Consider the following 26296-nt stretch of genomic DNA (forward strand, 5'->3'; position numbering starts at 1 on the left):
AGATGAATGGTAAAGAGATAATTGCAAGGAGAATAGCGAAAGAGTTTAAAGAGGGAATGGTTGCTAATTTAGGATTCGGTATACCTAATATGGCTGCAAACTATTTACCAGAAGGGATGGAAATAATACTACAATGTGAAAATGGTGCATTGAGGTTTGGAGCAACTCCTAGCATAGGGGAATCTGATCCAGACTTAGCAAATTCCGGTGGAGCTCCAATTACTTTATTACCAGGAGCATCAACATTTGAAATGGATCTATCCTTTGCAATAATAAGAGGAGGACATGTTGATATAACTGCATTAGGTGCTTTAGAGGTTGACCAAGAAGGAAATATTGCTAACTGGAAGATACCGGGAGTTTTTGCACCAGGTATGGGAGGTGCAATGGACCTTTTGGTAGGAGCAAAATATGTAATAGCTGCCTTAAGTCATAATGATAAAAAAGGTAATTCAAAGGTGCTAAAAAAATGTACATTACCTTTATCAGCTGCAAAGTGCGTTGATCTTATAATTACAGATAAAGCAGTTATGAAGGTTACAGATAAAGGATTAGTATTAATGGAAGTGGCACCAGGTTTAACTGTTGAGGAAGTAGTAAAGATAACTGAGGCTGATTTACTAATAGCTGATGATGTCAAGGAAATGGAAATATAATAGGACAATTGCTAATGCTGTAAATAGAGCTAGAATATCTTTGGAGGTAAGCTTACAAGATTATAAAATTATGCATTATGAAAATTATTAAAATGCTTATAATAATTAATTGTATAACATAGTATATAAATTTATTTAATAAATAGTATAAATAGGCTAAGCATGATTTACAAATTTAAAATAATTCTTGCTTAGTCTATAATTATATGAAATAGTTCAGTATATTAAAAAATTATTTATTTATGCTGGGGGAAGTTACAGATGATAAATATTTTAATTGTAGAAGACGATTTACCTATATCAAATTTAATAAAACATAATTTAAATATTATAAATTATGGAATGGCTGAATACTAACTTATATATTAAAGAAGGATAGAGTAAGTGGTGGATTTTAAAGGTCGTGCATCGCCTCCACCATGAAACCCACGAAAATCTAAAATTTGAATTTTCGTGGGTTATTTCAGTTCTTGGAGATTTAGAGAAAGGTTTTGTATCTATAATCCTATAAGAGAATATCATATTATAAGCAAAAATTTTAAGAAATTTAGCATATGCAAAGGTGAACCATATACGTGGATAACCCAAAAAATGAGAAAAGAATTTATAGTAAATATGTTTCCACATACAAAGCATGTAGAGTGTGTTGTGAAGATAGAGAAGAAATAGATTTTCTTGATTCACTCTTTATTGACTTTTTAAACGTATAATAGTATAATAATAAAAAAATTGAAATTTGAGGTGAAAAAATGATTAATTTTTCTTGCTAATTTTTAAAGTACATTTAATACAAAGATAAACAGGTGCGTTCCGTTTGTTTTGTTGTACTTATGCAAGAAAGTTATTCTTTTTTCTCGTAATATATGCACTTGTGTTATGCTATAATGATTAGCTTAACTACGTATGTCTATGAGCTGCAAGAATAATTAATTCTTGCGGCTCTTACTTTTGTGTGCCCAGCATGGGTACGTACTAATCGGTGAAAGTCCGTAATGGGGGCTGATAGTGCCAACCATTAGCCTAAGACAAGGGTGTCCATCGTGAGATGGAATCTGAAGGAAGTCGGCGGCAAAGCCTTGGTCTGAGGTACACGAATTACATTTGAGGCTCAAAGCTACGGGTAAACTTGCAAAACAAAGTAAAGCCCTATAACTATCCGAAGTAGCTTGAGTAAATGTAGCAGATGGATGAGGTGAAAGTGCGTGTTCTTACCTGGGGAGATCTGATAGATACGTACCATAAGAATTAAATTTCTAGGTCACAACCTATATAGTGATATATAGCTGAACTATCAGAAGTCAGCAGAAGTCATAGTAACTCCGCTAATCGCGATAGCGGATGAAGGACTGAACGTTAGGAGGTTTACAACTTTGGATAAATCAAAGAAATTGCAAAGAAAGCAGAAAACTCAATATAGAGACCAATTGATGGAAGTAGAAGTGGAACTTCAAGGTAAATCAAAGGTGCCGAGTAATTCTAGGGTTTTACCAAATAGAGAAAGCGTAAACGATGGAGCATTTGATACTAGTAGATTACTTGAAGAAGTTCTAGAAAGAAATAATATGCTTTTAGCACTTAAAAGAGTAATTAGCAATAAAGGTAGTCATGGTGTTGATGGAATGAAGACCGATGAACTTCGTGAGCATATCAAGAAACACTGGGAAACAATTAAAGTTAAACTACTAGAAAGTAAATATAATCCGTCACCTGTAAGGAGAAAAGAAATATCTAAACCAGATGGTGGAGTTAGACTTTTGGGAATACCAACTGTACAAGATAGATTAATTCAACAAGCAATTGCTCAAGTATTATCTAAAATATATGAACCTCTATTCTCCGAAAATAGTTTCGGTTTCCGACCTCATAGAGGAGCAAAGGACGCTATAACGAAATCAAAACAGTATATAACTCAAGGAAATAGATGGGTTATAGATATGGATTTAGAGAAATTCTTTGATAAAGTTAATCATGATATTCTCATGAACAAACTTGAAAAGAAGATACAAGACAAAAGGTTATTATCTCTAATAAGAAAATATCTTAAAAGCGGAATTCTCATAAATGGGGTCTCGGTAGCAAGTGAAGAAGGGACACCACAAGGTGGTCCGTTAAGTCCGCTATTAGCTAATATAATGTTAGATGAATTGGATAAAGAACTTGAAAGACGAGGTCACAAATTTTGTAGATATGCAGATGATAATAACATATATGTTAAAAGCAAAAGAGCAGGGTTTAGAGTAATGAAATCTATAACCAATATAATTGAAAATAATTTGAAACTTAAAGTAAACAAGGATAAAAGTGCAGTAGACTTTGTATCAAAACGAAAGTTTTTAGGATTTTCGTTTTACTTCTCGAAAAGCGGAGCAGAAATAAGAATCCATGAGAAATCTATAAAGAAATTCAAGGAAAAGGTCAAATTCTATACTAACAGAAATAAAGGAATTAGTATGGAATACAGGCTACACAAATTAAATCAAATCACAAAAGGATGGATTAATTACTATGGAATTGCTAACGCACGCGGAAAGCTAATTGAACTAGATAAATGGATTAGAAGAAGACTAAGAGCTTGCATATGGAAACAATGGAAGAAGATCAGCACTAAACAAAGAAATCTGGCTAAATTAGGAATCGATAAATACAAAGCATGGGAATATGCAAATACAAGAAAAGGCTATTGGAGAATATCCAAAAGCCCAATTTTGAGCAAGTCTTTAAACAATAAATACCTAGAATCTCTAGGATTTATTAGTCTAACACAAACATATCAAATGAGACATTAAATTCTGATGAACCGCCGTATACCGAACGGTACGTACGGTGGTGTGAGAGGTCGGAAAACAAAATAATTGTTTTCCTCCTACTCGATTTATAAATAATTCGAATAAGGAGGATAAATAAGATTATGATAAATAAAGACACTTTGCTAACACATGATAATCTCCATATAGAGTCGGATATTGAAGGCGATATTTATATGGAGTAATAACAAAGTCGCCTATTGTTCCGACTTTGTTATTTATACTATTAATTACAGAGGAGGACAAAAATATGTCTTTAATAAATGTTACAAACCTAACCTTTGCTTATGAAGGTAGTTATGATAATATTTTTGAAAATGTAAGTTTTCAAATTGATACAGATTGGAGATTGGGCTTTACTGGAAGAAACGGAAGAGGAAAGACTACTTTTCTAAATCTTTTGATTGGGAAATACGAATATAATGGGAACATTTCACATAATGTGACTTTTGAATATTTTCCTTATGAGGCGAAGGAACAAAGTAATTTCACCATAGATGTAATAAGGGAGATTAGCCCAAATTCAATGGATTGGGAAATAGTAAAAGAATTATCTTTATTAGATATGGACTACGATGCTTTATATAGACAGTTTTATACACTATCTAAAGGAGAGCAGACCAAAGCATTGTTGGCTGCTATGTTTTTGAAGGAGAACTCCTTCTTACTTATTGATGAGCCTACAAATCATTTGGATGCTGAAGCTAGGCAAAAACTAAGTAATTACTTGAAAAAAAAGAAAGGATTTATTCTAATTTCACATGATAGGTCTTTTTTGGATAATTCTGTTGACCATATCTTGTCTATTAATAAAACCAATATTGAAATACAAAAAGGAAATTTTTCTTCATGGTGGAGAAACAAAGAATTACAAGATGGTTTTGAGCTAGCAGAAAACGAAAAATTGAAAAAGGATATTAACAGACTTTCCAGCTCAGCAAAACGTACATCTACGTGGTCAGATAATGTTGAGAGCAGCAAGTATGGAACTACTAATTCTGGGAGCAAATTAGATAAAGGATATGTTGGACATAAAGCTGCAAAAATGATGAAGCGTGCTAAAAATATAGAAGCTAGACAACAAAACATGATTGAGGAGAAATCAAAGCTTCTTAAAAATATTGAATCTAATGAAAGTTTAAAAATAGTACCGCTTACTTTCCATGATAAAAAGCTTGTAGAACTTACAGATGTTGCAATTGAATATGATTATAGAATTGTCTGTGAAGGAATAAGCTTCGCTATAGAGCAAGGTGAAAGAATTGCTATTCAAGGAAAGAATGGCAGCGGAAAATCAAGTCTATTGAAGTTAATTTATGGAGAAGACATCCCCCATAGTGGAATTGTAAGAAAGAATAATAAGTTAATCATTTCGTATGTTTCACAAGATACTTCAGATTTATATGGTAACTTATCTGAGTATGCAGATAAACACTGTATTGACGAGAGTTTATTTAAATCAATTCTTAGAAAGCTTGATTTTTCAAGAGAACAGTTTGAAAAGAATATCGAGGATTTTAGTGGAGGACAGAAGAAAAAGGTATTGATTGCCAAAAGTTTGTGTGAACGGGCACATTTGTATATTTGGGATGAACCATTGAATTTTATTGATGTCATTTCTCGTATGCAGATTGAGAAATTGTTAATTGAACATGAACCTACAATTTTGTTTGTTGAGCATGATAGTGCATTTTGTGAAAATGTTGCAACAAAAACAATAAGATTGTAAAGGTAGAAATGGTAATTAATATGTTTAATGGGAATATAAAAGTAACACACAATAGGCTCCATGCAAAGCCAGATGTTTTGGGCGATGCTTGCATGGAGTAGTATAAGTCGCTAATTATACTGGCTTTGCTTCCTAACTATTAATAGTAAGGAGGAAGCCTACATGAAACAGACAAAAACAAAATATGGAAAAATAAAACAAATATTATCAAATTTAAAATTACCTGATTATAGATACGAGCAGCTTACAAAAGCTATTTTTCATCAAAGAATAGATAATTTTGAAGATATGCATATACTACCAAAAGCGTTAAGGATAGCTTTAGTAAATGAGTTTGGAAATAATGTATCTAGTGTAATACCTGTTTTTTCACAAGATTCTAAACAGGCTCAAAAATTGTTATTCGAATTGACTGATGGAGAAAGAATAGAAGCTGTTGGATTAAAGTATAAACAGGGGTGGGAATCGTTTTGTATTTCTTCCCAATGTGGTTGTGGTTTTGGATGTCGTTTTTGTGCAACGGGAAGTGCTGGATTTAAGCGCAATCTTACTGCTGATGAGATAACTGACCAATTACTTTATTTCTATTTTAATGACCATAGATTGAATAGTATTTCATTTATGGGAATGGGTGAGGCTTTTGCAAATCCGGAGTTATTTGATGCAGTAAAAATTTTAATTGACCAAAATTTATTTGGGTTAAGTCAACGAAGAATTACTATTTCAACAATTGGCATTATACCAGGAATTCAAAGATTGACCAAAGAATTTCCACAAGTGAATCTGGCTTTTTCACTCCATTCACCATTTGAAAGTCAACGAAGCGATTTAATGCCTATAAATAAAAGATTTCCATTAAATGAGGTAATGAAGACATTAGATGAACATATCATTCATACGGGACGACGAGTGTTTATTGCTTATATTATGCTTGAAGGAATTAATGATTCGAAAGAACATGCAGAGGCAGTTGTAGGTTTATTGAAAAATCGTGGTTCATGGGAGAATTTATATCACATTGATTTGATACCTTATAATTCTACGAACAAAACAACTTTTAAATTTCAATCTTCAAGTGCTATCAAGCAATTTTGCAGTATACTAAAGAAAGCTGGTATTAGTGTAACTGTTAGAGCACAATTTGGTTCTGAAATTAGTGCTGCTTGTGGACAGTTGTATTATGAAAATGAATTATGATGTTGGTTTAAAAATATCATTCTAACAATAGGCCCCCTCAACTAAAAAAAGGGGGCTAATTCTTAAGTATCATCATTCTATCAAAACACATGTGGAATGCGTGGTAAAAACAGAAAAGAAATAGACTGATGTCAAAGGATTTAGAGAATTTTAAGTAAGTATTGCAGTGTGTTTTATGTTTCATCATACTGATTTTTAGTCAACTACGGACAACAACAGATCATATTAAGACAATTGAAACGTTGAAAATGGAAGATAATTATGATTTGATTTTTGTAGTGATGCAGTACAATCAGGTATTAAAGATAATACCGCAACTTTCAGAAAATATAAGTCGATATATTGTATTAGTTGGCAATAATATGAGTCCATCACATTGCCGAGAACAGATTTGTAATCAATCATCTACAGAAAAAGAGATTGCATTTGGATTCCAGGGGACGGGAGGACACAGAGAAAATGAAAGAGTTATAAGTATGCATTTTAAAGTTGCAATGATAGCTTTAGAGAATAAAAAATGAGGTTGGTTAATAAGCAAAGTCGTTAATATATAAGATATTGAAACTAAAATGAGATGAAATTTATAGTGGATTTCAAAGGTCGTGCTTCGCCTCCACCATGAAACCCACGAATCTAAAATTTAGATTTTGATGGGTTCTTTTATTTTGTTTTAAAAGTGTTTAGAAAAATTTCTATCAATAATAATTAAAAAGAAGTAATATTAAATTATTTCAAAACTAACAAAAGTGAATAATATCATAAATAAGTAAAGATAGTAATAAGTCTAATTTTTAAAAATAATTATGGAAAGGGTTTACCTATATTTAATTTCAAATATTCTAAATCGCCAGATGGTAAGGGATATGATTTAAATCCACGACTTGTAAAACAAGGGACAATAACAGATGCTAAGATGTTTAAAACAGGACAAGTTGAAATTAATTTTAAAGATTCTCCACATGATCCTTGGAGTGAATTAGAAGTTGTGAAAATGTTAGGTTGCACTTATACTATAGGCACTTCAGTACTTTTGAGAGGCAAAACTCTAGCAGAAGTAGATCCAAATAAGTTTATACTTTATGGGCAAATATTTCTTTTAAGTATTATTTTATGCGTTTGGAGAAAAATGTATTTATTTAATTTAAAAAATATGAGAATATGTAATTGTTTAAATAGATTAATAGTTACTTTTAATTACTATAATGTCAGCTTATGAGCAAGGGAGGTATTTATTTAAGAAATAGTATGATTTTCAAAAGGACATAGTTTTTTTAGTGAATTGCAAAACTAATAGAAAAGTAAATTTAAAGGTGGAAATAAAAAATGTTAAAAAGATCAAGTTCATTTTTATTGGCTTTAGCAACTAGTATTTAGCGTTGGAGTAAATACCAATACAGTGAAAGCTAGTGCAGCTACAACTACATGAACAATAAGTTCAAGTGCACTTGCAAAGATTCAAGGATATTCTAGTCCTCTTATTACACAAAAGTTTGGAGCAGATCCATTTGCGATGATTTATAACGTTAAGGTATACGTTTACATGAACGGCAATGCCTATGTATAGCAACGGAAAGCTAAAGTGTTAGTTAAATCCAAATAAAAGAAAGTATGGATATTAAAATGATTTGAAGATAAAAAAGATATTATTCTAAAATCCATAGATTAAATATATCAAAATCAGAGAAATAAATTTATTAGAATTAAGGGGGGATTATTATGAAAAAAGTATTAAGTATGATAATTATTTCAGCTGCTTCAATACTACTTTTTCCAGTAGTATGTCATGCAGAGAATCCAATTGTACAAACTAGGTATACTGCTGATCCTGCTCCAATGGTTTATAACGGTACTTGCTATTTGTATACCGGGCATGATGAGGATGGATCAACTTACTACACTATGAACGACTGGAGATGCTATTCCTCAACAGATATGGTAAATTGGGTAGATTGTGGTTCACCATTATCTTACTCTACATTTAGTTGGGCAAAAGGTGATGCATGGGCTGGTCAATGCATTCCTAGAAACGGTAAATTCTATTACTATGTTCCTGTAAACCAAAAAAATGGGGGAATGGCAATAGGTGTTGCTGTTTCAGATAGTCCTACTGGACCTTTTAAAGATGCTCTTGGACATCCACTAGCTTCTACTGGTACTGGTGATATTGATCCAACAGTATTTATCGATGATAACGGACAAGCTTATTTATATTGGGGAAACCCTAATCTCTATTATGTAAAGTTAAATCAAGATATGATTTCCTATTCAGGAAGCATTGTAAAAGTACCTTTAACCACAGAAGGGTTTGGAGTGCGTAATGGAAATGCTCAAAAACCAACTTTATATGAAGAAGGTCCATGGTTCTACAAACAAAATGGAATGTATTACATGGTATATGCAGCTGGAGGTATACCTGAATATATTTGTTATTCCACAAGTACAAGTCCTACTGGGCCATGGCAATATAGGGGGAAAATCATGCCTACTCAAGGCAAAAGCTTTACAAATCATCCAGGAGTAATTGATTATAAAGGAAATTCCTACTTTTTCTATCATAATGGCGCTTTACCAGGAGGCAGTGGCTTCACACGTTCAGTATGTGTAGAGCAATTTAAATATAATGCTGATGGCACATTTCCAACAATAAATATGACCACAACCGGTGTACCTGCTATTAGTAATTTAAATCCATATGTAAAAACTGAAGCTGAAACAATTTGTACAGAATCAGGTGTTCAAACAGAAAAATGCAGTGAAGGTGGACAAAATATATCTAATATTGAAAATGGTGATTGGATAAAGGTTAAAGGTGTTAATTTTGGTACAGGTGCAGCATCTTTTAATGCAAGAGTAGCTTCAGCAACCAGCGGAGGGAATATTGAACTTCGTCTTGATAGTCCAACAGGTACTTTAATTGGAACATGTAGTGTTCAAGGTACTGGTGGCTGGCAATCTTGGGTTAATAAATCTTGTAAAGTAAGTGGTGCAAAAGGTGTACATGACTTATACCTAAAATTTACTGGAGGAAATGGTTATTTATTAAATGTAAATTGGTGGCAATTTAGTAGTAATGATTCCACAGGAGGAAAATTATCATATGGAGGAGATAATTAAGATATTAGTAAATAGATAGCATTATATTAAAAATATTAATTCAAATTTATGTTGTAGTTTTTAATACAGAATGAAAATAATACAATGAGTTGGTAAACAGTGTGATTACTCTTAAAGAAAGCACTGGCAAAATAAATTAATATACCACAATTTATCTTACACTGCCAACAAGTGGACAAATCGCGTTTCTCATGGTGAAATACTTCGTTCAGGCATAAATCAAAAACTAGAGATTAATGATATTAATAAAGCTGATTTCTTAATTCAAAGTTCTACTGATGGTAACGTTGCATATGAAAAAATTAAATAGAATCTTGGGATTATAAAAAATTATAAATAAGAAATATTATTATATTCAGCATTTAGAGACAATCAAAAAATAAATCTAAGGGTAATGACTTTTTTAGTTTGTCTAACATGTTCGATGAGTCAATGAAAATTAGTTGAGAAGATCAATGTTTATATAATTTAACACATTATAGAGTGAATTTTAATGAAAAAGTTTATTATTTCAATTTTGAGTAGTGTAATTTTGGTATCAGCATTTGCATTACATGCAAATGCTGCAACATCAGTAAAAATTCCAGTATTAATGTATCATAGATATTGATGTAAATCCTAATAAAAATGATACATGGCAAATAAGTTTAATTGAATTTAAACAGGAAATGAACTACTTAAAAAGTAATGGTTATACGACACTTACAAAGTAGAAACTTTAAAAGAATTTAAAGAAAAACTTGAAAGTGACAAAACTTTTGAGAATGTTGATATCATTAAATTGTTAGAATGGTTTCAAGATATACGCTATAGCAGTAAGGTTATTACAGATGATGATGTTTCCCGGATTAAACATTTTACTGCAAGTACAATAGAGGTAAAACTACAGGTAGGTGAAACATATGTATTGAATGTATATAGTAAAATAGGTGGTACAGAAACGTACACACTTAGAATTGTTAATCATATTGAATTATGGATGTAAGAATAAATGTTGTGACGCAGAATATTTTTAGTTGGTGGATTTTAAAGGTTGTGCTTCGCCTCCACCATGAAACCCACGAAAATCTAAAATTTGGATTTTCGTGGATTTTTTTCATGTAGGAATATTAGCTCTTACTCGATTAGGCTTAAATATTACTACATTTAGATATTATAAAATCTACTGTTTCAATTAGATTATCATCAGCTAAGTCAGCTGGAGATTTACCTTTTAAATCAGCTATAGAAATCAAATTACTATAAGGTATAGAAGAAAGCAGTTCTATATCATTAAGATAATCTTTTATAAGATTTAATTCTTCTTCATTTCGAACCTTATTAGCGATAGCATAGATATTATCTACTCCGATTTCCTTAGCCATTTTTTTAACATTTACAGCGGTTTCAAGACTTCTTTGACCTGGTTCTACAACTACAATAAATGTATCAATTCCCTGAGCAGTACCTCTAGAGAGGTGTTCAAGACCTGCTTCCATATCAATAATTACACTTTCCTGTCTCTTTAATACAATATGGTTTATAAGTCTTTTCAGAAGTTTATTTTCTGAGCAATAACAGCCAACCCCACCTTTTATAACTGTTCCAACAGCTAGAAAGTCTACACCTTCATGATGAATTGAAAAACGATCTGGGATATCTCCAACAAATGGGTTTAGAGTATAAAGTCCTTTTCCTATATCTTCTCCAGTACCCATCTTTTCCTCAATTAGTTTTTCCATCTCTGCTATTGGTTTGATTTCATGTTCTTTTATATTTATTCCTAGGGCAGAAGCAAAGTTTGCATCAGCATCAGCATCAATTGCTAATACCTTATAACCCTTTTGAGCAAGTCTTCTCGCTATTAATGCAGATATAGTAGTCTTACCAACTCCACCTTTTCCGGTCATTGCTATTTTCATTTTTTTATCCTCCTTTTTTTATCTCTAAATAGTTTTCTTTTACATTTGCTGCAAGTTTTTAATAATTCTAAGTCGCTTTTAGATATATTCTCTATTCTTTTTTTTATATAATCTAATTTTATAAGTTTAATTGAGTCACCGCATTGAATACATTTATCAATTTTATCATAGTCCTTAATGTCAAAATCCATTATACAGTCCCCCTAAAATTAGATGTGATGTTTAAGGCTGCTCTTTTTTCTTCTATTGTTTCAATTATTATATGTGCAGCCTTTGATGGATCCTCTTCAACAATAAAATATCCATCTACTAAATTTTTCAATCCTAAAGTAAGAACATTGGTAACTAGCGTACTTCCGCTAACAGGAGGCATAAGTCCTATATGAAGTGGTAATCCAAGTCCGGCTACCCAAGTTCCAATTGATATTGCTTTCTCGCTCATAAGTTCTGGAGCAGAAGCTACTAAAGGTAGTTGATTAAGATCAACTCCTAGTTCATTAGCAAGAGCAACAGCTAGATCAACGCCGCGACTATTATCAACACAAGAGCCCATGTGAAGTACTGGTGGCAGTGGAGAATTCAATCCAGCTTCGTTTCCGAGCAGTGTTAAAACAGCTTTTAAACTCTCTCCGGCATATTTAAGAGTTGCTTCAGAATTCATCAATGAATTTTTGGCAAAGGCTCCAGCACCACAGCCTGTAGCTAATATTAATATATTGTTTTCCAATAATGTCTTAGCCATTTCTACAAAGTTATGATCTTGAGTTATTTTAACATTATTGCATCCTGCAAATAGAGTAATTCCTCTGATATTTCCATTAACTATGTTATCAATTATGGGCCTTAGAGGTTTTTCATTGTCAATTTTGCTAAGAAGGTTAACTATAGATTCTGTGCTAAATCCAGCAATTATTTTATTTTTTTCCTCTGGAATTAATACTTTATTAGTATCACGCCTTTTAAAGGCTTCTATAGCTTTTCTAATAATTTCTTTTGCGTTTTCGATAGCTTTATCGCCTATTAAATCTGCATGGTCAGCACCAGATATCTTAGCTTCGACCATAGTTGTATATAGTTTTGTGTGATAACAGGATGCAATTTTAGAAAGAGAAGGCATAATACATTGTACATCTACAATCATTGCTTCTAGGGCTCCTGTAAGGATTACTAATTCTTGTGAAAGATAGTTAGAGGCTAGTGGTATACCCCTCCTTAATAAGACTTCATTTCCAGTACAGCAAACTCCCACGATGTTGATTCCACCTGGTGCTCCAGCATTTATTGCCTCCTGTTGCATTTCGTCTGCTACATCTACTATAATCTCGCTAAGTAATGGATTGTGGCCGTGAACAGCAATATTAACAGCATCAGCTCTAATAACTCCAAGATTTGCTTCACTAATTACTGGTTCTGGAGTACCAAACAAGATATCGGAAAGATTTGTTGAAAGCTCCATCCCAGTAAAGTCACCAAGAGCACATCTAAGACCAGCTAACAATAAGTTGATTGGATCTGCATCAGTACCCATATGAGTTCTAGACATAATATCTGTAACAGAAGATTCAATGTTGTTTAAGGCAACACCTAAACTATTAAGTTTGTTTAATCTGGATGTGGTTATATTGCTAGCTAGCCAAGTACAAGGGTCTTCTTCGAAACGAGAATAATCCTCTAAACTTTTATAAGCAACCTCTTTAGCTATATCATTTACACTTTTTCCATCAACATTTATATTTAATTTTTTAGCAACAGATTTTAGCTTTTCTACATCTTTAATTTCATAGTTTTTAGTCTCTCCTTTTGCAATATGCAAGATAGTCTTTGCAATTTCTTTTCCGTGAAGTGAATGAGCAGCGGTACCAGATGCTATCATTCTAACTAAATTACGAGCAACAATTGTATCTGCATTAGCACCACAAATTCCTTCTTGGGCTCCGTTTCCAAAAGGATCAATTCTACAAGGACCTTTCATACAAATTCTGCAGCAGATTCCTTTTTCGCCAAATCCACAAAGAGGTTTCATCTTTTCGTAACGATGCCAAACTAAATTAATTTTTTCTGCTTTAGCTTTATCAATTAGACAATTATTTGAACTGTTATAACATTTATTCATCTTTTATTCCTCCTAATATAATAAATTAATATGTGGTATTAATTAGATAAGGCCCAAAGCTTTAGTTGGACAGGCTGAGTAACAAAATGGGGCTTCATTATTAAGCTGTCTTTCAATACACATATCACATTTAACTGCAAGTTTTTTAATTTTAGAATCCTCATTGTAAGAAGTCATATTTATAACTCCATAAGGGCAAGCTTGTTGACAGATTCCACAACCTATGCATTTGTCTTCATTTAATTTCATTATATCTTGAACATCTTCAATGGCTTTATTAGGACATAGCTTTAGACAATAAGCATCCTTGCAGTGTCTACAGTAAACAGGAAATTTTAAGTTATCATTTTCAGTTATCATAATGTTTGGAATAATAGTTCTTTTATCAGCCTGACCATTAGCTATATATTTACTTAACTTTCCTGTTGCACAGGCCAATTCACAGCTTTTGCAGCCTAAACAGTGAGAAGGGTCAGAAATAACCAATTTTAGTGGCTTACGGTTCACACAAATCACTCCTTTAAATAATATTTAGAAAAATTAGTATCTGAAATAAATTTATATAAAGCAAATTTCATGCCAATACAGGAAATATATTGAAATTATTTAGAAAATTTATTAATAAACTTTTTTAAAAAGAAAAAGCACTGCTTTAATGGGATTTTTAATGATGTTTTAAATACATTCTTATAAACAATTAATTATTAGAATGGAATTTTATTGATTAGTATTGTATATTTTACTAAGAATTTAGTGTAAAAAAAATTTACAGTGTAAAAATTTTTTTACACTGTAAAAGTGGTCAGGCATCTATACTATATCTTTTCATTTTATTATATAAGGTTTGACGGGTGATTCCTAAAGCTTGGGCAGCAATAGTTTTATTATAATCATACTTCTTAAGAGTATTTACTATTAGTTCCTTTTCAACAATATTAATATCTTCAGATGAATTAATAGTGGATACATTAAGGTTTTTAATTGAATTTAACTCTTTTATAATATCTTTTTTAGTAATTTTATTAGTATCGGAATTTATAGCCAGTCTTTTTACTAAATTCTCAAGTTCACGTATATTTCCAGGCCAGTTATAGTGAATTAATTGTGCCATTCCATCTTCTTCAACTTCTTTTATATCAAGATTAACTTCTTGACAAAAGTCAGATAATATCTTAGTTACTAAACTAGGTATTTCTTCAAATCGATCACGTAGAGAAGGTAATGTAATATTAATTACATTTAATCTATAATAGAGGTCTTTCCTAAAAGTACCCATAGATACCATTTTTTCTAAATTTTGATTTGTTGCCGATATTATTCTAATATCTAATTTCTTTGTAGTTATCCCACCAACTCTTTCAAACTCTTTTTCTTGCAAAAGTCGGAGTAGTTTGGACTGTATCTCTAGAGGAATATCTGCAATCTCATCTAAAAACACTGTTCCACCATCAGCAGACTCTAGCTTGCCTGCTTTACCATTTTTCTTAGCGCCAGTAAATGCTCCATCTTCATATCCAAATAATTCTGATTCAAAGAATCCTTTAGGAATGGTTGTACAATCAATGTAGATAAAGGGCTTATTTCTGCGTAGACTTTCGCTATGAATTACTTTAGCAAATCTACTTTTTCCAGTTCCACTTTCTCCTCTTAATAGCACAGTAGCATCAGTTTTAGACACCTTATTTATATAGACTCTAATTTCTTTCATCTTATCACTATTACTAATTAAATCTGAGTCATCAGATTCAGATTTTAATTCCATAGCCTTATATTTATAATATTTCATTTCTTTTTCCAAGAAGGATATTTTATCTAATAATAGCTTTATAAAATCAGATTCAAGAGGAATCAATTGATGAAGAACACCTCGAGATTCATCAACTGGACTTTCAAATATAATATAGTGATTGCCGTTAATAGTTTCTTGCCATATTGTAGGATTGCCAGAAGATAAGACTTCTTCATATTTTGTAGTCCAACCTAAGAACTTGATACTTTTCTTTTCAATGTTATAAGAATCTATATTAAAAAAATCTTTATATTGCTTATTAATTTTAATTATTACACCATTTCTATCAATTAATGCTAAACAATTTGTCATGCTATCTAATATTGTTTCATTAAAATTATTTATTTCTAGAGCAGTTTCTAAGCTTTTATTTAGTTGTTTGTTTAAGTTGCAAATCTGAGTTGAAGTATGCTCTATTTTATTATAATTCTGTACCAATTTTAATGAGTGAAGAGTTAGGTTTAAAATATTGTTATCTCTTTTTATTAATTCAGAGTTTTCGTTAGATATGTTCGATAAAATATGGCTTTTAGTTAACTCAAACTCACAATAGCTATCTCCTAAGGTGTTGCAGCACACCTCTATAGCATCCATATCCTGTCCGCAAATAGTACTTACAGCACCTGCTAAAAGACCACCTTCAAAAAAACAAACAGGCTTGCCAGTATATTTCATATCTTTACAGGTAAAGCATTCATATAATTGAATTACAATTTTTTCATAAGATATAAGGTTGATCCGAGCGTTACCTATACCAAGCTCTGAAACCTTTGTTATTAGCATATCATAATCTGTAATATTAAGACGGGAACCAAAATTTTTGGCAGTATTATAATATAGGTCTTCTTCAACTATTTTAACTTCATTTTGAGAGTTGAGTATGTTTATTAAAGATTTTAGGTTGGATTCTAACTCATTTGATTTTTCAACAGTTTCTATTTTCTTCATGGGCAAAATAACCTCCTTTCAAAATAAAGATTATTTATTATATTATAATAAAGTATATTACAAATTAAGCAATTTGGTAATAGTCAAGAAAGATGGAGGAAAATAAATTGAAAACTAGAAAGTAAATAAACGCAACAGCAATTATAGCAGTATTGGTATTTAGCGCATTTATGGCTACATTTAATGAAACTGTACTAAATGTAGCATTATCAAGTATTATAAAAGAAATGAATGTTACGCCTGGAACTGCTCAATTGTTAATTACAGTTTAAATGATAAGACCAATTATGATGAATACTGCATTACTAGTTGCTCCAAAAGAAAAGATAGGTTCATTAATTCAGTTAAAAGGTGAAAATAAATACAAAAATTCAGAGAATAATATTATTGTCAATGGAAATCCATCACAGATGATGGTTATAAAGGAATACATCTATATAATCAAAAGAGTAATAAGCATTATTCAATTGAAATACAAGCAAATACTAAAAGCGATAGAATGATAAATGATTGGCTTCATATACATTTATAAATAATGAGGTTGATTTTATAAGTAAAGTTATTAAAATTGGAGAATAGTGCAGGGGTTAGTTACGCTTCGCCTCCGCCATGAAACCCACGAAAATCTAAAATTTGGATTTTCGTGGGTCTTTTATTTTTTTGATTTAAAATTACTAATAGTTAACCATAAAATAAGTAAATTATTCAGGTAAATAAAATATAAGATAGATTATTTTGTAGTATTAGACTTATATTTATAAGTACAAAAAGTAGCATCTAATAAATTTCATATTAGTGTTAGAATAATATATTAAAAGACATTTAAATTTTGATTTTAATATAGTTGAGATATAATAGAAATAAATAAGAAAATATAGAAAGAAGAGTACATAATATGGTGATTGAGGAATTAAGAATAGGTAGAAATTTCACACAGAATGAAAAAACAATTTCTGAATTTATATTAAATCATCCAAATGAATTTCAAAAAATGACTAGTGAGGAATTAGGAAAGGTAACTTTTACGAGTAAATCTACTGTTGTTCGTTTATGTAAAAAGTTAAATGTTTCAAGTTATCAAGAATTAAAGAAAATATTATATTCAGAACTTAATGAGGAAAGAATACTTGGAAAAGAAGATGTATGTCCAACTTTAAATAAGAAAAGTACAAATAGAGAGATTTCGGATTTACTTCAGCAGGTATACAAAAAAGCTATTGATGAGGTCAATTTGTTAAATAATCAGATTATTATAAATCGGATTATGAATCAACTAGTTGCAATGGAAAAGATAGAATTTTTTTCTACAGGAATAGGATATTCAGTACTTGAAACAGTATCTCATAAATTTAATTCTATTGGAATAGAAGGTAATGTAAGCAGCACTTTGAATGAACGTTATTTGGCATCTGCTAAAAAAAAGTTTAAAATAATGGCTTTTGTTTTGTCCTTTTCTGGAAATAATCCATTTGTTATACATGCAGCAGAAGTATTGAAGCATCTAGGGATATACGTAGTAGGGGTGGTAGGAACATTAAATGATGATATATCTAAGTATTGTGATGAATTAATAAATATACCATCAGATAGATTTGTAGAGGGAATGGATATGCCTTCAACCCAACATAGCATTAATTATATTTTTGATATGATGTTTACACGAATTTTAGCAGACCAATACGAGGAGATAATAAAAAGGCAGAAAGAAATACATTACGATTACGATAAAGATGTATTTGCAGTGACACGAAAGTATCAAAAATAAAATATAAATAAAAGAAGATTGTGAAACGGCGGTACAATACCCTTTAACTATATTGTGATTTAAATGATGCGGAGTTATATTCTTATTAAAGAAAATAAATCACATCTTAAAAGATAGGGGAGAAGAAATATGGAAGAAGCAATAATGGAACTAATAATGAATGCAGGATGTGCTAGAAGTAAGGCGATGGAATTAATAATGAAAGTTAAAGAGGGAAATTTAGAAGAAACAAAGAAAAGTATGGAAGAAGCAGATGAATTTTTATCAAATGCTCATAACGTTCAAACAAAATTAATTCAAGAAGAAGCAGCTGGAAAGAAAACAGAGATAAATTTATTAATGGTTCACGCACAAGACCACTTAATGAATGCTATGACTATAAAAGACTTGGCTAAAGAAATCATAGAAATGTATGAAAAATTTAGTTAGATTAAATAGAATAATTTAGCAGGAGATAGTGAAATGAATGATGTAAAATATAATGAGGGGACAACAGAAAGAAGACAGTATATACTAAGTCCTGTAGATGGAGAAATAATTAAAGAGTCTCAAATAATCGATAAGGTTTTTCAAGAAAAGTTATTTGGAGAATATGTCTGCATTCATCCGAAAAGCAGAAAATTATTATCTCCAGTTAGCGGAATAATTGAGAAAATAGAAAAGTATGAACATTATATTATAATAAGATCAGATTTAGGTACAAAAATATGGATATATTTAGGAGCATATGCTATTTCGCTAGATGGAAGGTATACAAAGGTAGTTGTTTCAGAAGGAGATAGAGTAAATGCAGGAGACGTGCTGATTATATGTGATTTTGAAGAAATTGAAAGGCTGGGATATGAAATTAAAATTATAATGTCTGTCATTAACCAAGATAATATATTGGATGTTATTTCTTTATCAAAGGAAGATGTAAAAGGGAAAGATAAAATATTAGTTGTTATTTTTGCCATGATTCGTGATAAATTAATGTGGTAGTAAATGATTAGAGTGATTGCAGCAGATATGGATGGAACTCTGCTAAATAATAATCATGAAATGGATATAGAAACTTATTTGAATATTAAAAAGGCTTGTAAGCAAGGAATTCGCTTTATTATTATTACAGGACGTAATTTTCAAGGGGTAGTGGATGCTGCAACTATTGCAGAAATTAACGAATTTCTAAAGACCTTCTTTAAGCTCTATCCAACAGCAACAGAAAAGGAGCTTTCTTACTATGTAAAAGATAGTGCATTGAAGCCTATGGGTAAAGATTATGTCTTTGCACGGAAATGTATTTGGATTATTTTATAGTAACTAAAAAATATTGACAATATTCTTTAGTTACTATAAAATATATTTGGTGATAAAAATGAAACAAAATGAAATTCTAGAAAAAATAATTTGTTTTTCTAATAAAGTTAGTCAAAATAATAAAAGACCCAATAATTATGGAACTGAGCACACACTTTATTCAGCTGAAATTCATATGATAGAAGCTATAGGCAATCACAAAAATGCTAATGCTAGTGAACTTTCTACTATTATGGGAATTACAAATGGAGCTATTAATCAGGTAGCAAATAAACTTATTAAAAAAGGACTAGTTGAACAATATCGAATGAAAGATAATAAAAAAGATGTATTTTATCAATTAACACCTCAAGGAGAAATTGCTAATGTTGAGCATAGTAATTATCATAAAGAACAATATCATCATATGGAAGAATATATAGATGAACTTGTTCCGGAGGAAATTAATATCATAAATAAGTTTCTCGATGAATTAATTAATTCTTGGCCTCCTAACTAAAGGAGGCTTTATACAGGCATAATGTTTTAGTAACTAAAAAATATTTTTATGGAGGTATTAAAATTGAAAAAAAAATTTGAGTTAACAGAAATTACTACACCAATGTTATTAGAACTTTTAAAGGACGAAATTATTTCGCCAGAATGTTTTTTGAAAGAGTGTAAATCATCTCTCCAAAGTTTTCAGAGTACTATTGATAAAAAATTTCCGCCTGATTTAATAAATTTTATTTCAATGCCATTATGGGTATATATAAATTTAAAAAATAAGTTAGGCAATGAAAAAGCATTTGAAATAATGAGAATAGTATTGCTTACAGGGGGAGTAGCAATGCAAAGCATTCTGTTTAATTCTATTAATAAACCAAGAACTTTTGAAAATTTTATTGAACAGGAATTGCAAATTAATAAAACAGGAACAACTAAGTGGAATACTCTAGAAATAGTTTCTAAAGATAAAAATAAATTTGAGATAAAAATAACTAAATGCCTTTATCATGAATTAACAACTTCTTTACAAATTCCTGAAGCAACAAAATTAATCTGCCAAGTGGATAATGCAGTATTTAATTCTTACTTACCTGAAGAAATTACATTTCATCGCGATGGTCTAAATCAACGTATTGCAGATGGATGTAATGAATGTCATTTTACTTGGGAATGTAAAAATAAGATTGAACATAAATAATCAATAATATGTCTTAAATGATGTAAAAACTTATTTAAATTATGATGATTTACTTGGACAAGGGTGGCATATATCACTAGGAGTAAAGTAATTACAACATATATATAATATTTGTAATGTAAGGAGAGAAATTAAATATGATGTCAAAAGTAATTCTTATTACAGGTTGTTCTTCAGGAATAGGTAGAGAAATGGCTGAGAGATTGTCTGAAAATGGTTACACAGTAGTTGCTACGGCAAGAAATTTAAATGATATGGAAAATCTAAATGTGGCTTTAAAACTTTCTTTAGATATTACTAACAATGAATCCATATTAGATGCAGTTAATAAAGTAATGCAACATTTTGGAAAGATAGATGTTCTGATTAACAATGCTGGTTATGCTTTCAGAAGTGCTGTAGAAGAAATATCAGATAATAATATTGAACAAATGTTTAATGTTAATGTTTATGGTATTATACGAATGATTAGAGTAGTTGTTCCCTATATGAGAAAGGAAAGGTCAGGTAGGATAATAAATATTAGTTCAATTGCTGGTAAAATGGTTCTTCCAGTCAGTGGTGCTTATTGTGCTTCAAAATTTGCGACAGAAGCATTAAGTGATGCACTTCGCTTGGAGCTATCAGCTTTCGGTATTTCTGTTGTAGTTGTAGAGCCTGGAAATATTCGAACAAACTTTATGAAAACAGTTCAAAATAATTCAGATAGAATCATATCAGACTCTAATTCTCCGTATGATGAACTATACAAAAATTATAAAACTTTTAACGATAATGCACGTACTAATGAACCAGGGCCAGAAGTTGTTTCTTTAGTTGTACAAAAGGCTATAGAAGCATCAAGACCCAAAAAAAGATATATGGCTGGCGTTCCATCTTTTAACCGCATGATGACTCATTTTGGAGACGGAGTGAAAGATTGTGTTGTTAAATCTCTTTTTAAGATAAAGTGATTCTGATAATCAAAAGGCTTATATTTACTTAAATATATTGAAAGTGAACATAAATGTAGGTGTATAAGTTTGGAATTTAAAATAAGTTATCAGTAGATATTAATGTATGTTAAATTTTCTGAAAGACAGAGAGATTGATTTATGAGAAGCGGACAAGATATTGCTATTTTGGGAGAAATAGTGTTGCCTTTATAATAAGGAAGAAAGATTAAGGGAAGAATTGTTAAGTATCATGTTAAAGTGCGTTCGTTGTGAAGGGAATTGGTAATTAACAATAAAGAAATAATTCCTTATGAAGTAACACATATAGATGCACATTCAGATTTAGGGTTTTCGTCAAATGTTAATTAGGGGTTATTTTACATCCATCTATGCGGAGGATATTCCTCATCGTGCAAAAAACTTACCATTAGCTTCTTTTATAATTCTTATTATGTATTGTGTATAAAAGAATATGCTGCTGTGCGTTAAATAAAAAAACCGATATTGCAGCAGTATTCTTTTCTTGCTCTCATTTAAATATAGTTATACGGCAGTTTTGAATAATCAAAGCCTTCATTTATATCATTAAAAGAAGATGAACGATATAACTTGCTTGTTAAAAAATTGAAAGGGAAGTTAGATGGAGAAGATGAATGCAATAAATATTGAGAATCTTAAAAAATCTTATGATGGACAGATTGATGCTTTGAACAATATCAGTCTTTTTATACATATATATTCATAACTATATAAAAGTTTTGAATACTATTTTATGCTTATTATTGAGCATAATAAATTTTAATATGGATTTACAAAGCTTTGATGCACGTTTCGTCTTAATTGGTAAGGTGTTTATTTTATTTAATTTGTGCTGTCATATTAAAGATAATTTCGGCCATTTCATATGTCGACTTGGTCAATCCATATTTCAGCCAGTGTTGTATTAGGCCAATACTTCCATTAAGCACAAATATAAAATAAAACTCCGTTGTCGATGAAGGTACTGCCAAATTCATTATTTCGCATTGCTCATATATCATCGTAAAAAGCTTTTTTTGGAAATTAATATCACCTCGTTCGCTGAGCAAAATCTGGATGTGCTTGTCATTGTCCGCGATGTATTGCAAAAATCCTTGGATAATATGTACGATACTGCTCTTGTCCATTTGACTATGAAGACTGTCAATAAATTTTCTAAACGATAATAGAACATCATGTTCGATTTTATGAAGAAGGTCGTTTTGGTCAGTATAATGCGCATAAAAAGTTGTTCTGTTTATATCTGCCCTTTCGCAAAGTTCTTTAATGGTTATTTTAAAAATGGGTTTTTGCTCCATTAGTTCCATAAGGGCATCTTGCAATGCCAGTTGTGTATATTTAGTTTTTCTGTTCTGTTTCATTTCTTTCATAAACATCCTCCTGTTCGCAGTATAAAATTTATAAATTCACATGCAAACCGACAAATGTGGATCATTATGTTGTCAACACAACAAATTAAAAACATCTGCAGGTTGTGAAAACAACACTGTGATGTTATTATAATTTTATCAATCTAGATTGTCAAGGACGGACTGGGCTCAGGAGGAGTTATCTTGATTTTTAGTTAGCCTATACCGTGGTCCATTGTAAGAATATTTTTCCTCATGTTGTTTGAATGTATATTTCGCATGCGTCAAAGAGAGAACATCTTTTAAAAAAATAACAGCAGGGTGTATGTAATAACGGATTACAGAGCTTAATAAAAAAGAAAAATCTAATTTAATTAGTGGCCACTGCATTGAAAACTGGAGCTTCCAAATGATTATTGAAAAGAGGGTGTGTTTGATGATTTTATACTTTTCCGCCACAGGTAACAGCAGGTATGTTGCGGAACGAATTGCAAGGGAGACAAATGATAAAACCGTTTCATTAAACCTATTAATAAAACAAAATAAAAAAGATGACCTTATTTCAGAAACGAAACCATTTGTATTTATTTGCCCAACCTACGCATGGAGGTTGCCGCGAGTAGTAGATGATTATATAAGAAGGACTGTCTTTAAGGGAAATCGCAAGGTATATTTTGTTATGACCTGCGGAGATGAAACCGCGAATGCAATCCGATATGTGAAAAAGCTATGCCAATATAAAGGTTGGGATTTACAAGGTTTTGCGGAAGTTATAATGCCGGATAACTACATTGTTATGTTCCCAAGTATTGATAAGACAAAGGCAAGAAAGATTATCGAGGGAGCACAACCGTTAATCAATCAGATTTCAGTAGATATTTATAATGGAAATGGTTTCTCTATTCTTGCTCAAAAAGGTATTGTTGGGTGGTTGGAAAGCGGACTAGTGAACGACATATTTTATAAGCTTTTTGTACAGGCTAAAGGATTTCATGTTGATGAAGCAAAATGCCTTTGTTGCGGTAAATGTGCAGAGTTATGTCCGCTTAACAATATTGTCATAACTAGCGGAAAGCCTGTTTGGGGAGATCGCTGTACCCATTGTATGGCTTGCCTTCATAGATGCCCCACAGAATGTATTGAATACAAAAAGAAAACACAGGGTAAGCAGAGATATTCTTTTGATAATCAATAGTCTTTTTTATCTCTTACAAGTGAAATTGGAGAGAGTATAGAATTTACTGTTTGATTGCCTAAATAGAAGCCAATATGTTTATTACCACAGTCTGAATTTAATAGACTGTGTTTTTCTTTTTGTTTACATTTGCAGATAAACAAAATTTATGCAAAATTGTTAAAACATTAGATGAATATGAATTAGTATTAACTTTTGAAAATGGAGAGATAAGATTATTTGATATGGCATAATATTTTAAAAAAAGGAATATTTTAAGAATTAAATAGAAAACTAGAGATCGCAGAAATTTTAGAGAGAACAGGCTTTTTGAAAGTTTGTTCTCTGAAGAATTTTCGCGGTCTTTTTGTATTGCTAAAAATACTATTTCTGCTGAGGTATTATATAAACCTTTAAAAAAGCGGGACTTGTTAAATCATTAGGATTAATTAAATATTTCGTAAATAAAATTTGAAAGAAATCATATATATTAAATAAATATGAGCAATTTGATAGGAGATGGATAGATGAAGAAAAATTTAATTAGGGGTATTGTTGTAATAGTAATAACAGCTATGGTTTTATCTGGGTGTGGAAAAAATGGAGGGTCTGATAATACAACAGCTACAGCAACAACACCAACAAAAGTAGATAATAATGTACAGCTAATTAAAGCAACAGACATTTCTAAAAATCCTCAAAAAGCAAAGGAAAGAACTGATACTTTTGTTGCTGGATTAGCATCAGCCCCAGGAGGTGTATTTTTACCTTATTTCTATGAAAATGGATATGATGGTAATGCTACTGGACCTATATTTGCATCACTTGTTGTTCTTGACAGCGAGGGAAAGCCAAAGGCAGATTTGGCAGAAAAGTGGGAGATATCCTCAGATAATTTAGTTTATACTTACCATTTAAAAAAGGATTTGAAATTTAGTAATGGGACATCTGTAACTGCAAATGATGTTGCATTTACTCTTACATTATTAGCTGATCCAGCATATGCAGGGTCTGTGGATATATCAACATTTTTTGTAAAGGGAGTAGATGATTACAAAAAGGGAAATGCTGATTCAATTTCTGGGGTAAAGGTAATAGATCCTTTGACAATAGAAATTACAACTGAAAAAGTTAATGCTCAAAATTTATTAAACTTAGGTGGTCCTGTAATATCTAAAGAATATTATGGGAAAGACTACAAAAAGGGGAAACTTGAGTATTTAAAAGACTTATATCCAGCTCCAATGGGAGCAGGTCCTTATAAATTTTCAAAATATGTACCAGGTCAGGAAATTGATTATATAGCTAACGAAAACTATTATGGTGGAAAGCCAAGCATAGAAAATCTAATATACAAGGTTAGTTCGGCAGATACAGCGCTACAATTATTCCAAACTGGTGAAACAGATACTGTAGGTGTTCCTTTGACTGAAGATAATTTACAAGCACTAAAAGAGCTTGGGTTTGCAGATATACAAATTTCATTAGCAAATAATTTTGGATTAATATATTTTAATAACGAAAAACCTACTTTAAAGGAAACAGCAGTAAGACAAGCCCTTTATTATGGGTTAGATAGGCAAAAGCTTGTTGATATTCAGTACCAAGGTCACGCTAAAGTTGCAGATGTTCCTAATTCACCACTTTCTTGGGCTTATACTGAAGATGGTATTACTAAATATGGTTTTGAGCCTGAAAAGGCTAAAAAACTTCTTGATGATGCAAGTTGGAAAGTTGGCTCTGATGGGATTAGAGAAAAAAATGGTGTTAAACTTAAATTAAACTATTTAACAAGAAAAGGTGATGATGTCTTTATATCCATAGCTAAAGAGAATTATAAAGATTTAGGTATTGATTTTACTGCTGAAATGATAGATTTTGATACTGAGATATCTAAATTTACTAAAGGTGATTATGACTTAGCTGCTTTTTCAACTTCGCTTTTAACTGATCCTCATGATGCTGTGTCAGAATTTGCAAGTAATTATCCGCAAAATTATTCTCATTACTCAAATCAAAAAGTAGACAAACTAATTAGTGATGGAATAGGAACAATTGATTTAGAGAAGAGAAAAGCTATTTATAAAGGATTATATAAAGAGTTTACTAATGATCCACCAGTGTTACTAACAGTATATAAGCAAACATTAAGTGCATCTAATGCCAGAATACCTGGTTTAGTTAAGGATGGGTATAGTAATTATGACTTAATGCTTCCTAAAATAAAAATTACAAAATAGACTATAAAATAATTGTTTGAAATTATAATGTTTAATCGATTTTGGTTAAGCATTATAA

Annotated in this window: 23 protein-coding genes and 1 pseudogene; 18 read left to right on the forward strand and 6 right to left on the reverse strand. The window is 31.0% G+C overall.

Features of this window, described 5'->3' with window-relative positions:
- Positions 1-2 precede the first annotated feature (2 nt).
- From CSPA_RS10275 to CSPA_RS10305, 7 genes are all read left to right on the forward strand, one after another.
- Entirely contained in the window at positions 3-656 is a 654-nt protein-coding gene (locus CSPA_RS10275) for a 3-oxoacid CoA-transferase subunit B (protein WP_015392188.1), read from the forward strand.
- A 1370-nt stretch (positions 657-2026) separates the two neighbouring features.
- The gene (ltrA, locus tag CSPA_RS10280; protein WP_015391326.1) at positions 2027-3442 is read left to right on the forward strand and encodes a group II intron reverse transcriptase/maturase; all 1416 of its coding nucleotides are present in this window, start codon (positions 2027-2029) and stop codon (positions 3440-3442) included.
- Between the two features lie 268 nt (positions 3443-3710).
- Entirely contained in the window at positions 3711-5189 is a 1479-nt protein-coding gene (locus CSPA_RS10285; RefSeq protein ID WP_015392190.1) for an Lsa family ABC-F type ribosomal protection protein, read from the forward strand.
- A gap of 162 nt (positions 5190-5351) precedes the next feature.
- A complete protein-coding gene (locus CSPA_RS10290) occupies positions 5352-6386 on the forward strand; it encodes a Cfr family 23S rRNA (adenine(2503)-C(8))-methyltransferase (RefSeq protein ID WP_015392191.1) in 1035 nt (344 codons plus the stop codon).
- A gap of 248 nt (positions 6387-6634) precedes the next feature.
- The gene (locus CSPA_RS10295) at positions 6635-6907 is read left to right on the forward strand and encodes a hypothetical protein (protein ID WP_015392192.1); all 273 of its coding nucleotides are present in this window, start codon (positions 6635-6637) and stop codon (positions 6905-6907) included.
- Positions 6908-7206: 299 nt separating this feature from the next.
- Positions 7207-7602 (forward strand): acetoacetate decarboxylase family protein, encoded by a 396-nt coding sequence (locus CSPA_RS10300; RefSeq protein WP_144053529.1) that lies wholly within the window; start codon positions 7207-7209, stop codon positions 7600-7602.
- Between the two features lie 500 nt (positions 7603-8102).
- A complete protein-coding gene (locus tag CSPA_RS10305; protein ID WP_015392194.1) occupies positions 8103-9500 on the forward strand; it encodes a glycoside hydrolase family 43 protein in 1398 nt (465 codons plus the stop codon).
- 1130 nt (positions 9501-10630) lie between these two features.
- Here the strand turns inward: CSPA_RS10305 and CSPA_RS10315 are convergent.
- The 5 genes from CSPA_RS10315 to CSPA_RS10335 form a co-directional block, all read right to left on the reverse strand.
- The gene (locus tag CSPA_RS10315) at positions 10631-11401 is read right to left on the reverse strand and encodes an ATP-binding protein (RefSeq protein WP_015392196.1); all 771 of its coding nucleotides are present in this window, start codon (positions 11399-11401) and stop codon (positions 10631-10633) included.
- Positions 11398-11592 carry a hypothetical protein gene (locus CSPA_RS10320; protein ID WP_015392197.1) on the reverse strand — a complete coding sequence of 65 codons (195 nt, stop codon included), beginning with the start codon at positions 11590-11592 and terminating at the stop codon, positions 11398-11400. The genes CSPA_RS10315 and CSPA_RS10320 overlap by 4 nt, the downstream gene beginning before the upstream one ends.
- Positions 11592-13514: an anaerobic carbon-monoxide dehydrogenase catalytic subunit gene (gene cooS / locus CSPA_RS10325; protein WP_015392198.1), complete on the reverse strand. Its 1923-nt coding sequence runs from the start codon at positions 13512-13514 to the stop codon at positions 11592-11594. The genes CSPA_RS10320 and cooS overlap by 1 nt, the downstream gene beginning before the upstream one ends.
- A 42-nt stretch (positions 13515-13556) precedes the next feature.
- Positions 13557-14021 carry a 4Fe-4S dicluster domain-containing protein gene (locus tag CSPA_RS10330; RefSeq protein ID WP_015392199.1) on the reverse strand — a complete coding sequence of 155 codons (465 nt, stop codon included), beginning with the start codon at positions 14019-14021 and terminating at the stop codon, positions 13557-13559.
- Between the two features lie 295 nt (positions 14022-14316).
- Positions 14317-16251 (reverse strand): sigma 54-interacting transcriptional regulator, encoded by a 1935-nt coding sequence (locus CSPA_RS10335; RefSeq protein ID WP_015392200.1) that lies wholly within the window; start codon positions 16249-16251, stop codon positions 14317-14319.
- Between the two features lie 125 nt (positions 16252-16376).
- Between CSPA_RS10335 and CSPA_RS29520 the strand changes: the two are divergent.
- From CSPA_RS29520 to CSPA_RS10375, 9 genes and pseudogenes are all read left to right on the forward strand, one after another.
- Positions 16377-16517, forward strand: a pseudogene (locus CSPA_RS29520) (MFS transporter); the annotation flags it as partial.
- A gap of 6 nt (positions 16518-16523) precedes the next feature.
- Positions 16524-16754 carry a hypothetical protein gene (locus tag CSPA_RS30065; RefSeq protein WP_173682200.1) on the forward strand — a complete coding sequence of 77 codons (231 nt, stop codon included), beginning with the start codon at positions 16524-16526 and terminating at the stop codon, positions 16752-16754.
- A 392-nt stretch (positions 16755-17146) separates the two neighbouring features.
- Positions 17147-18016 carry a MurR/RpiR family transcriptional regulator gene (locus CSPA_RS10345; protein ID WP_015392201.1) on the forward strand — a complete coding sequence of 290 codons (870 nt, stop codon included), beginning with the start codon at positions 17147-17149 and terminating at the stop codon, positions 18014-18016.
- A gap of 129 nt (positions 18017-18145) precedes the next feature.
- Positions 18146-18445 (forward strand): PTS sugar transporter subunit IIA, encoded by a 300-nt coding sequence (locus CSPA_RS10350; RefSeq protein ID WP_015392202.1) that lies wholly within the window; start codon positions 18146-18148, stop codon positions 18443-18445.
- 33 nt (positions 18446-18478) lie between these two features.
- Complete coding sequence (locus CSPA_RS10355; protein WP_015392203.1) at positions 18479-18997, forward strand: PTS glucose transporter subunit IIA; 519 nt, start codon at positions 18479-18481, stop codon at positions 18995-18997.
- A 3-nt stretch (positions 18998-19000) separates the two neighbouring features.
- Positions 19001-19315: a conjugal transfer protein gene (locus CSPA_RS30975; protein ID WP_015392204.1), complete on the forward strand. Its 315-nt coding sequence runs from the start codon at positions 19001-19003 to the stop codon at positions 19313-19315.
- Positions 19316-19373: 58 nt separating this feature from the next.
- A complete protein-coding gene (locus tag CSPA_RS10365; protein WP_015392205.1) occupies positions 19374-19814 on the forward strand; it encodes a MarR family transcriptional regulator in 441 nt (146 codons plus the stop codon).
- A gap of 63 nt (positions 19815-19877) precedes the next feature.
- Positions 19878-20501, forward strand: coding sequence for an L-2-amino-thiazoline-4-carboxylic acid hydrolase (locus CSPA_RS10370; RefSeq protein ID WP_015392206.1), 624 nt, complete (start codon positions 19878-19880; stop codon positions 20499-20501).
- A 137-nt stretch (positions 20502-20638) separates the two neighbouring features.
- Entirely contained in the window at positions 20639-21454 is an 816-nt protein-coding gene (locus CSPA_RS10375; protein ID WP_015392207.1) for an SDR family oxidoreductase, read from the forward strand.
- 839 nt (positions 21455-22293) lie between these two features.
- Here CSPA_RS10375 and CSPA_RS10380 read toward each other — a convergent pair.
- Positions 22294-22845, reverse strand: a complete 552-nt coding sequence (locus CSPA_RS10380) for a TetR/AcrR family transcriptional regulator (RefSeq protein ID WP_015392208.1) — start codon at positions 22843-22845, stop codon at positions 22294-22296.
- Between the two features lie 415 nt (positions 22846-23260).
- On the opposite strand from CSPA_RS10380, the gene CSPA_RS10385 reads away from it, so the two are divergent.
- Both CSPA_RS10385 and CSPA_RS10390 read left to right on the forward strand, forming a co-directional pair.
- Positions 23261-24019: an EFR1 family ferrodoxin gene (locus CSPA_RS10385; protein ID WP_015392209.1), complete on the forward strand. Its 759-nt coding sequence runs from the start codon at positions 23261-23263 to the stop codon at positions 24017-24019.
- A gap of 506 nt (positions 24020-24525) precedes the next feature.
- Positions 24526-26238, forward strand: a complete 1713-nt coding sequence (locus tag CSPA_RS10390) for an ABC transporter substrate-binding protein (protein ID WP_015392210.1) — start codon at positions 24526-24528, stop codon at positions 26236-26238.
- Positions 26239-26296 lie beyond the last annotated feature (58 nt).

This window comes from Clostridium saccharoperbutylacetonicum N1-4(HMT) (assembly GCF_000340885.1).
Taxonomy (GTDB): Bacteria; Bacillota; Clostridia; order Clostridiales; family Clostridiaceae; genus Clostridium; species Clostridium saccharoperbutylacetonicum.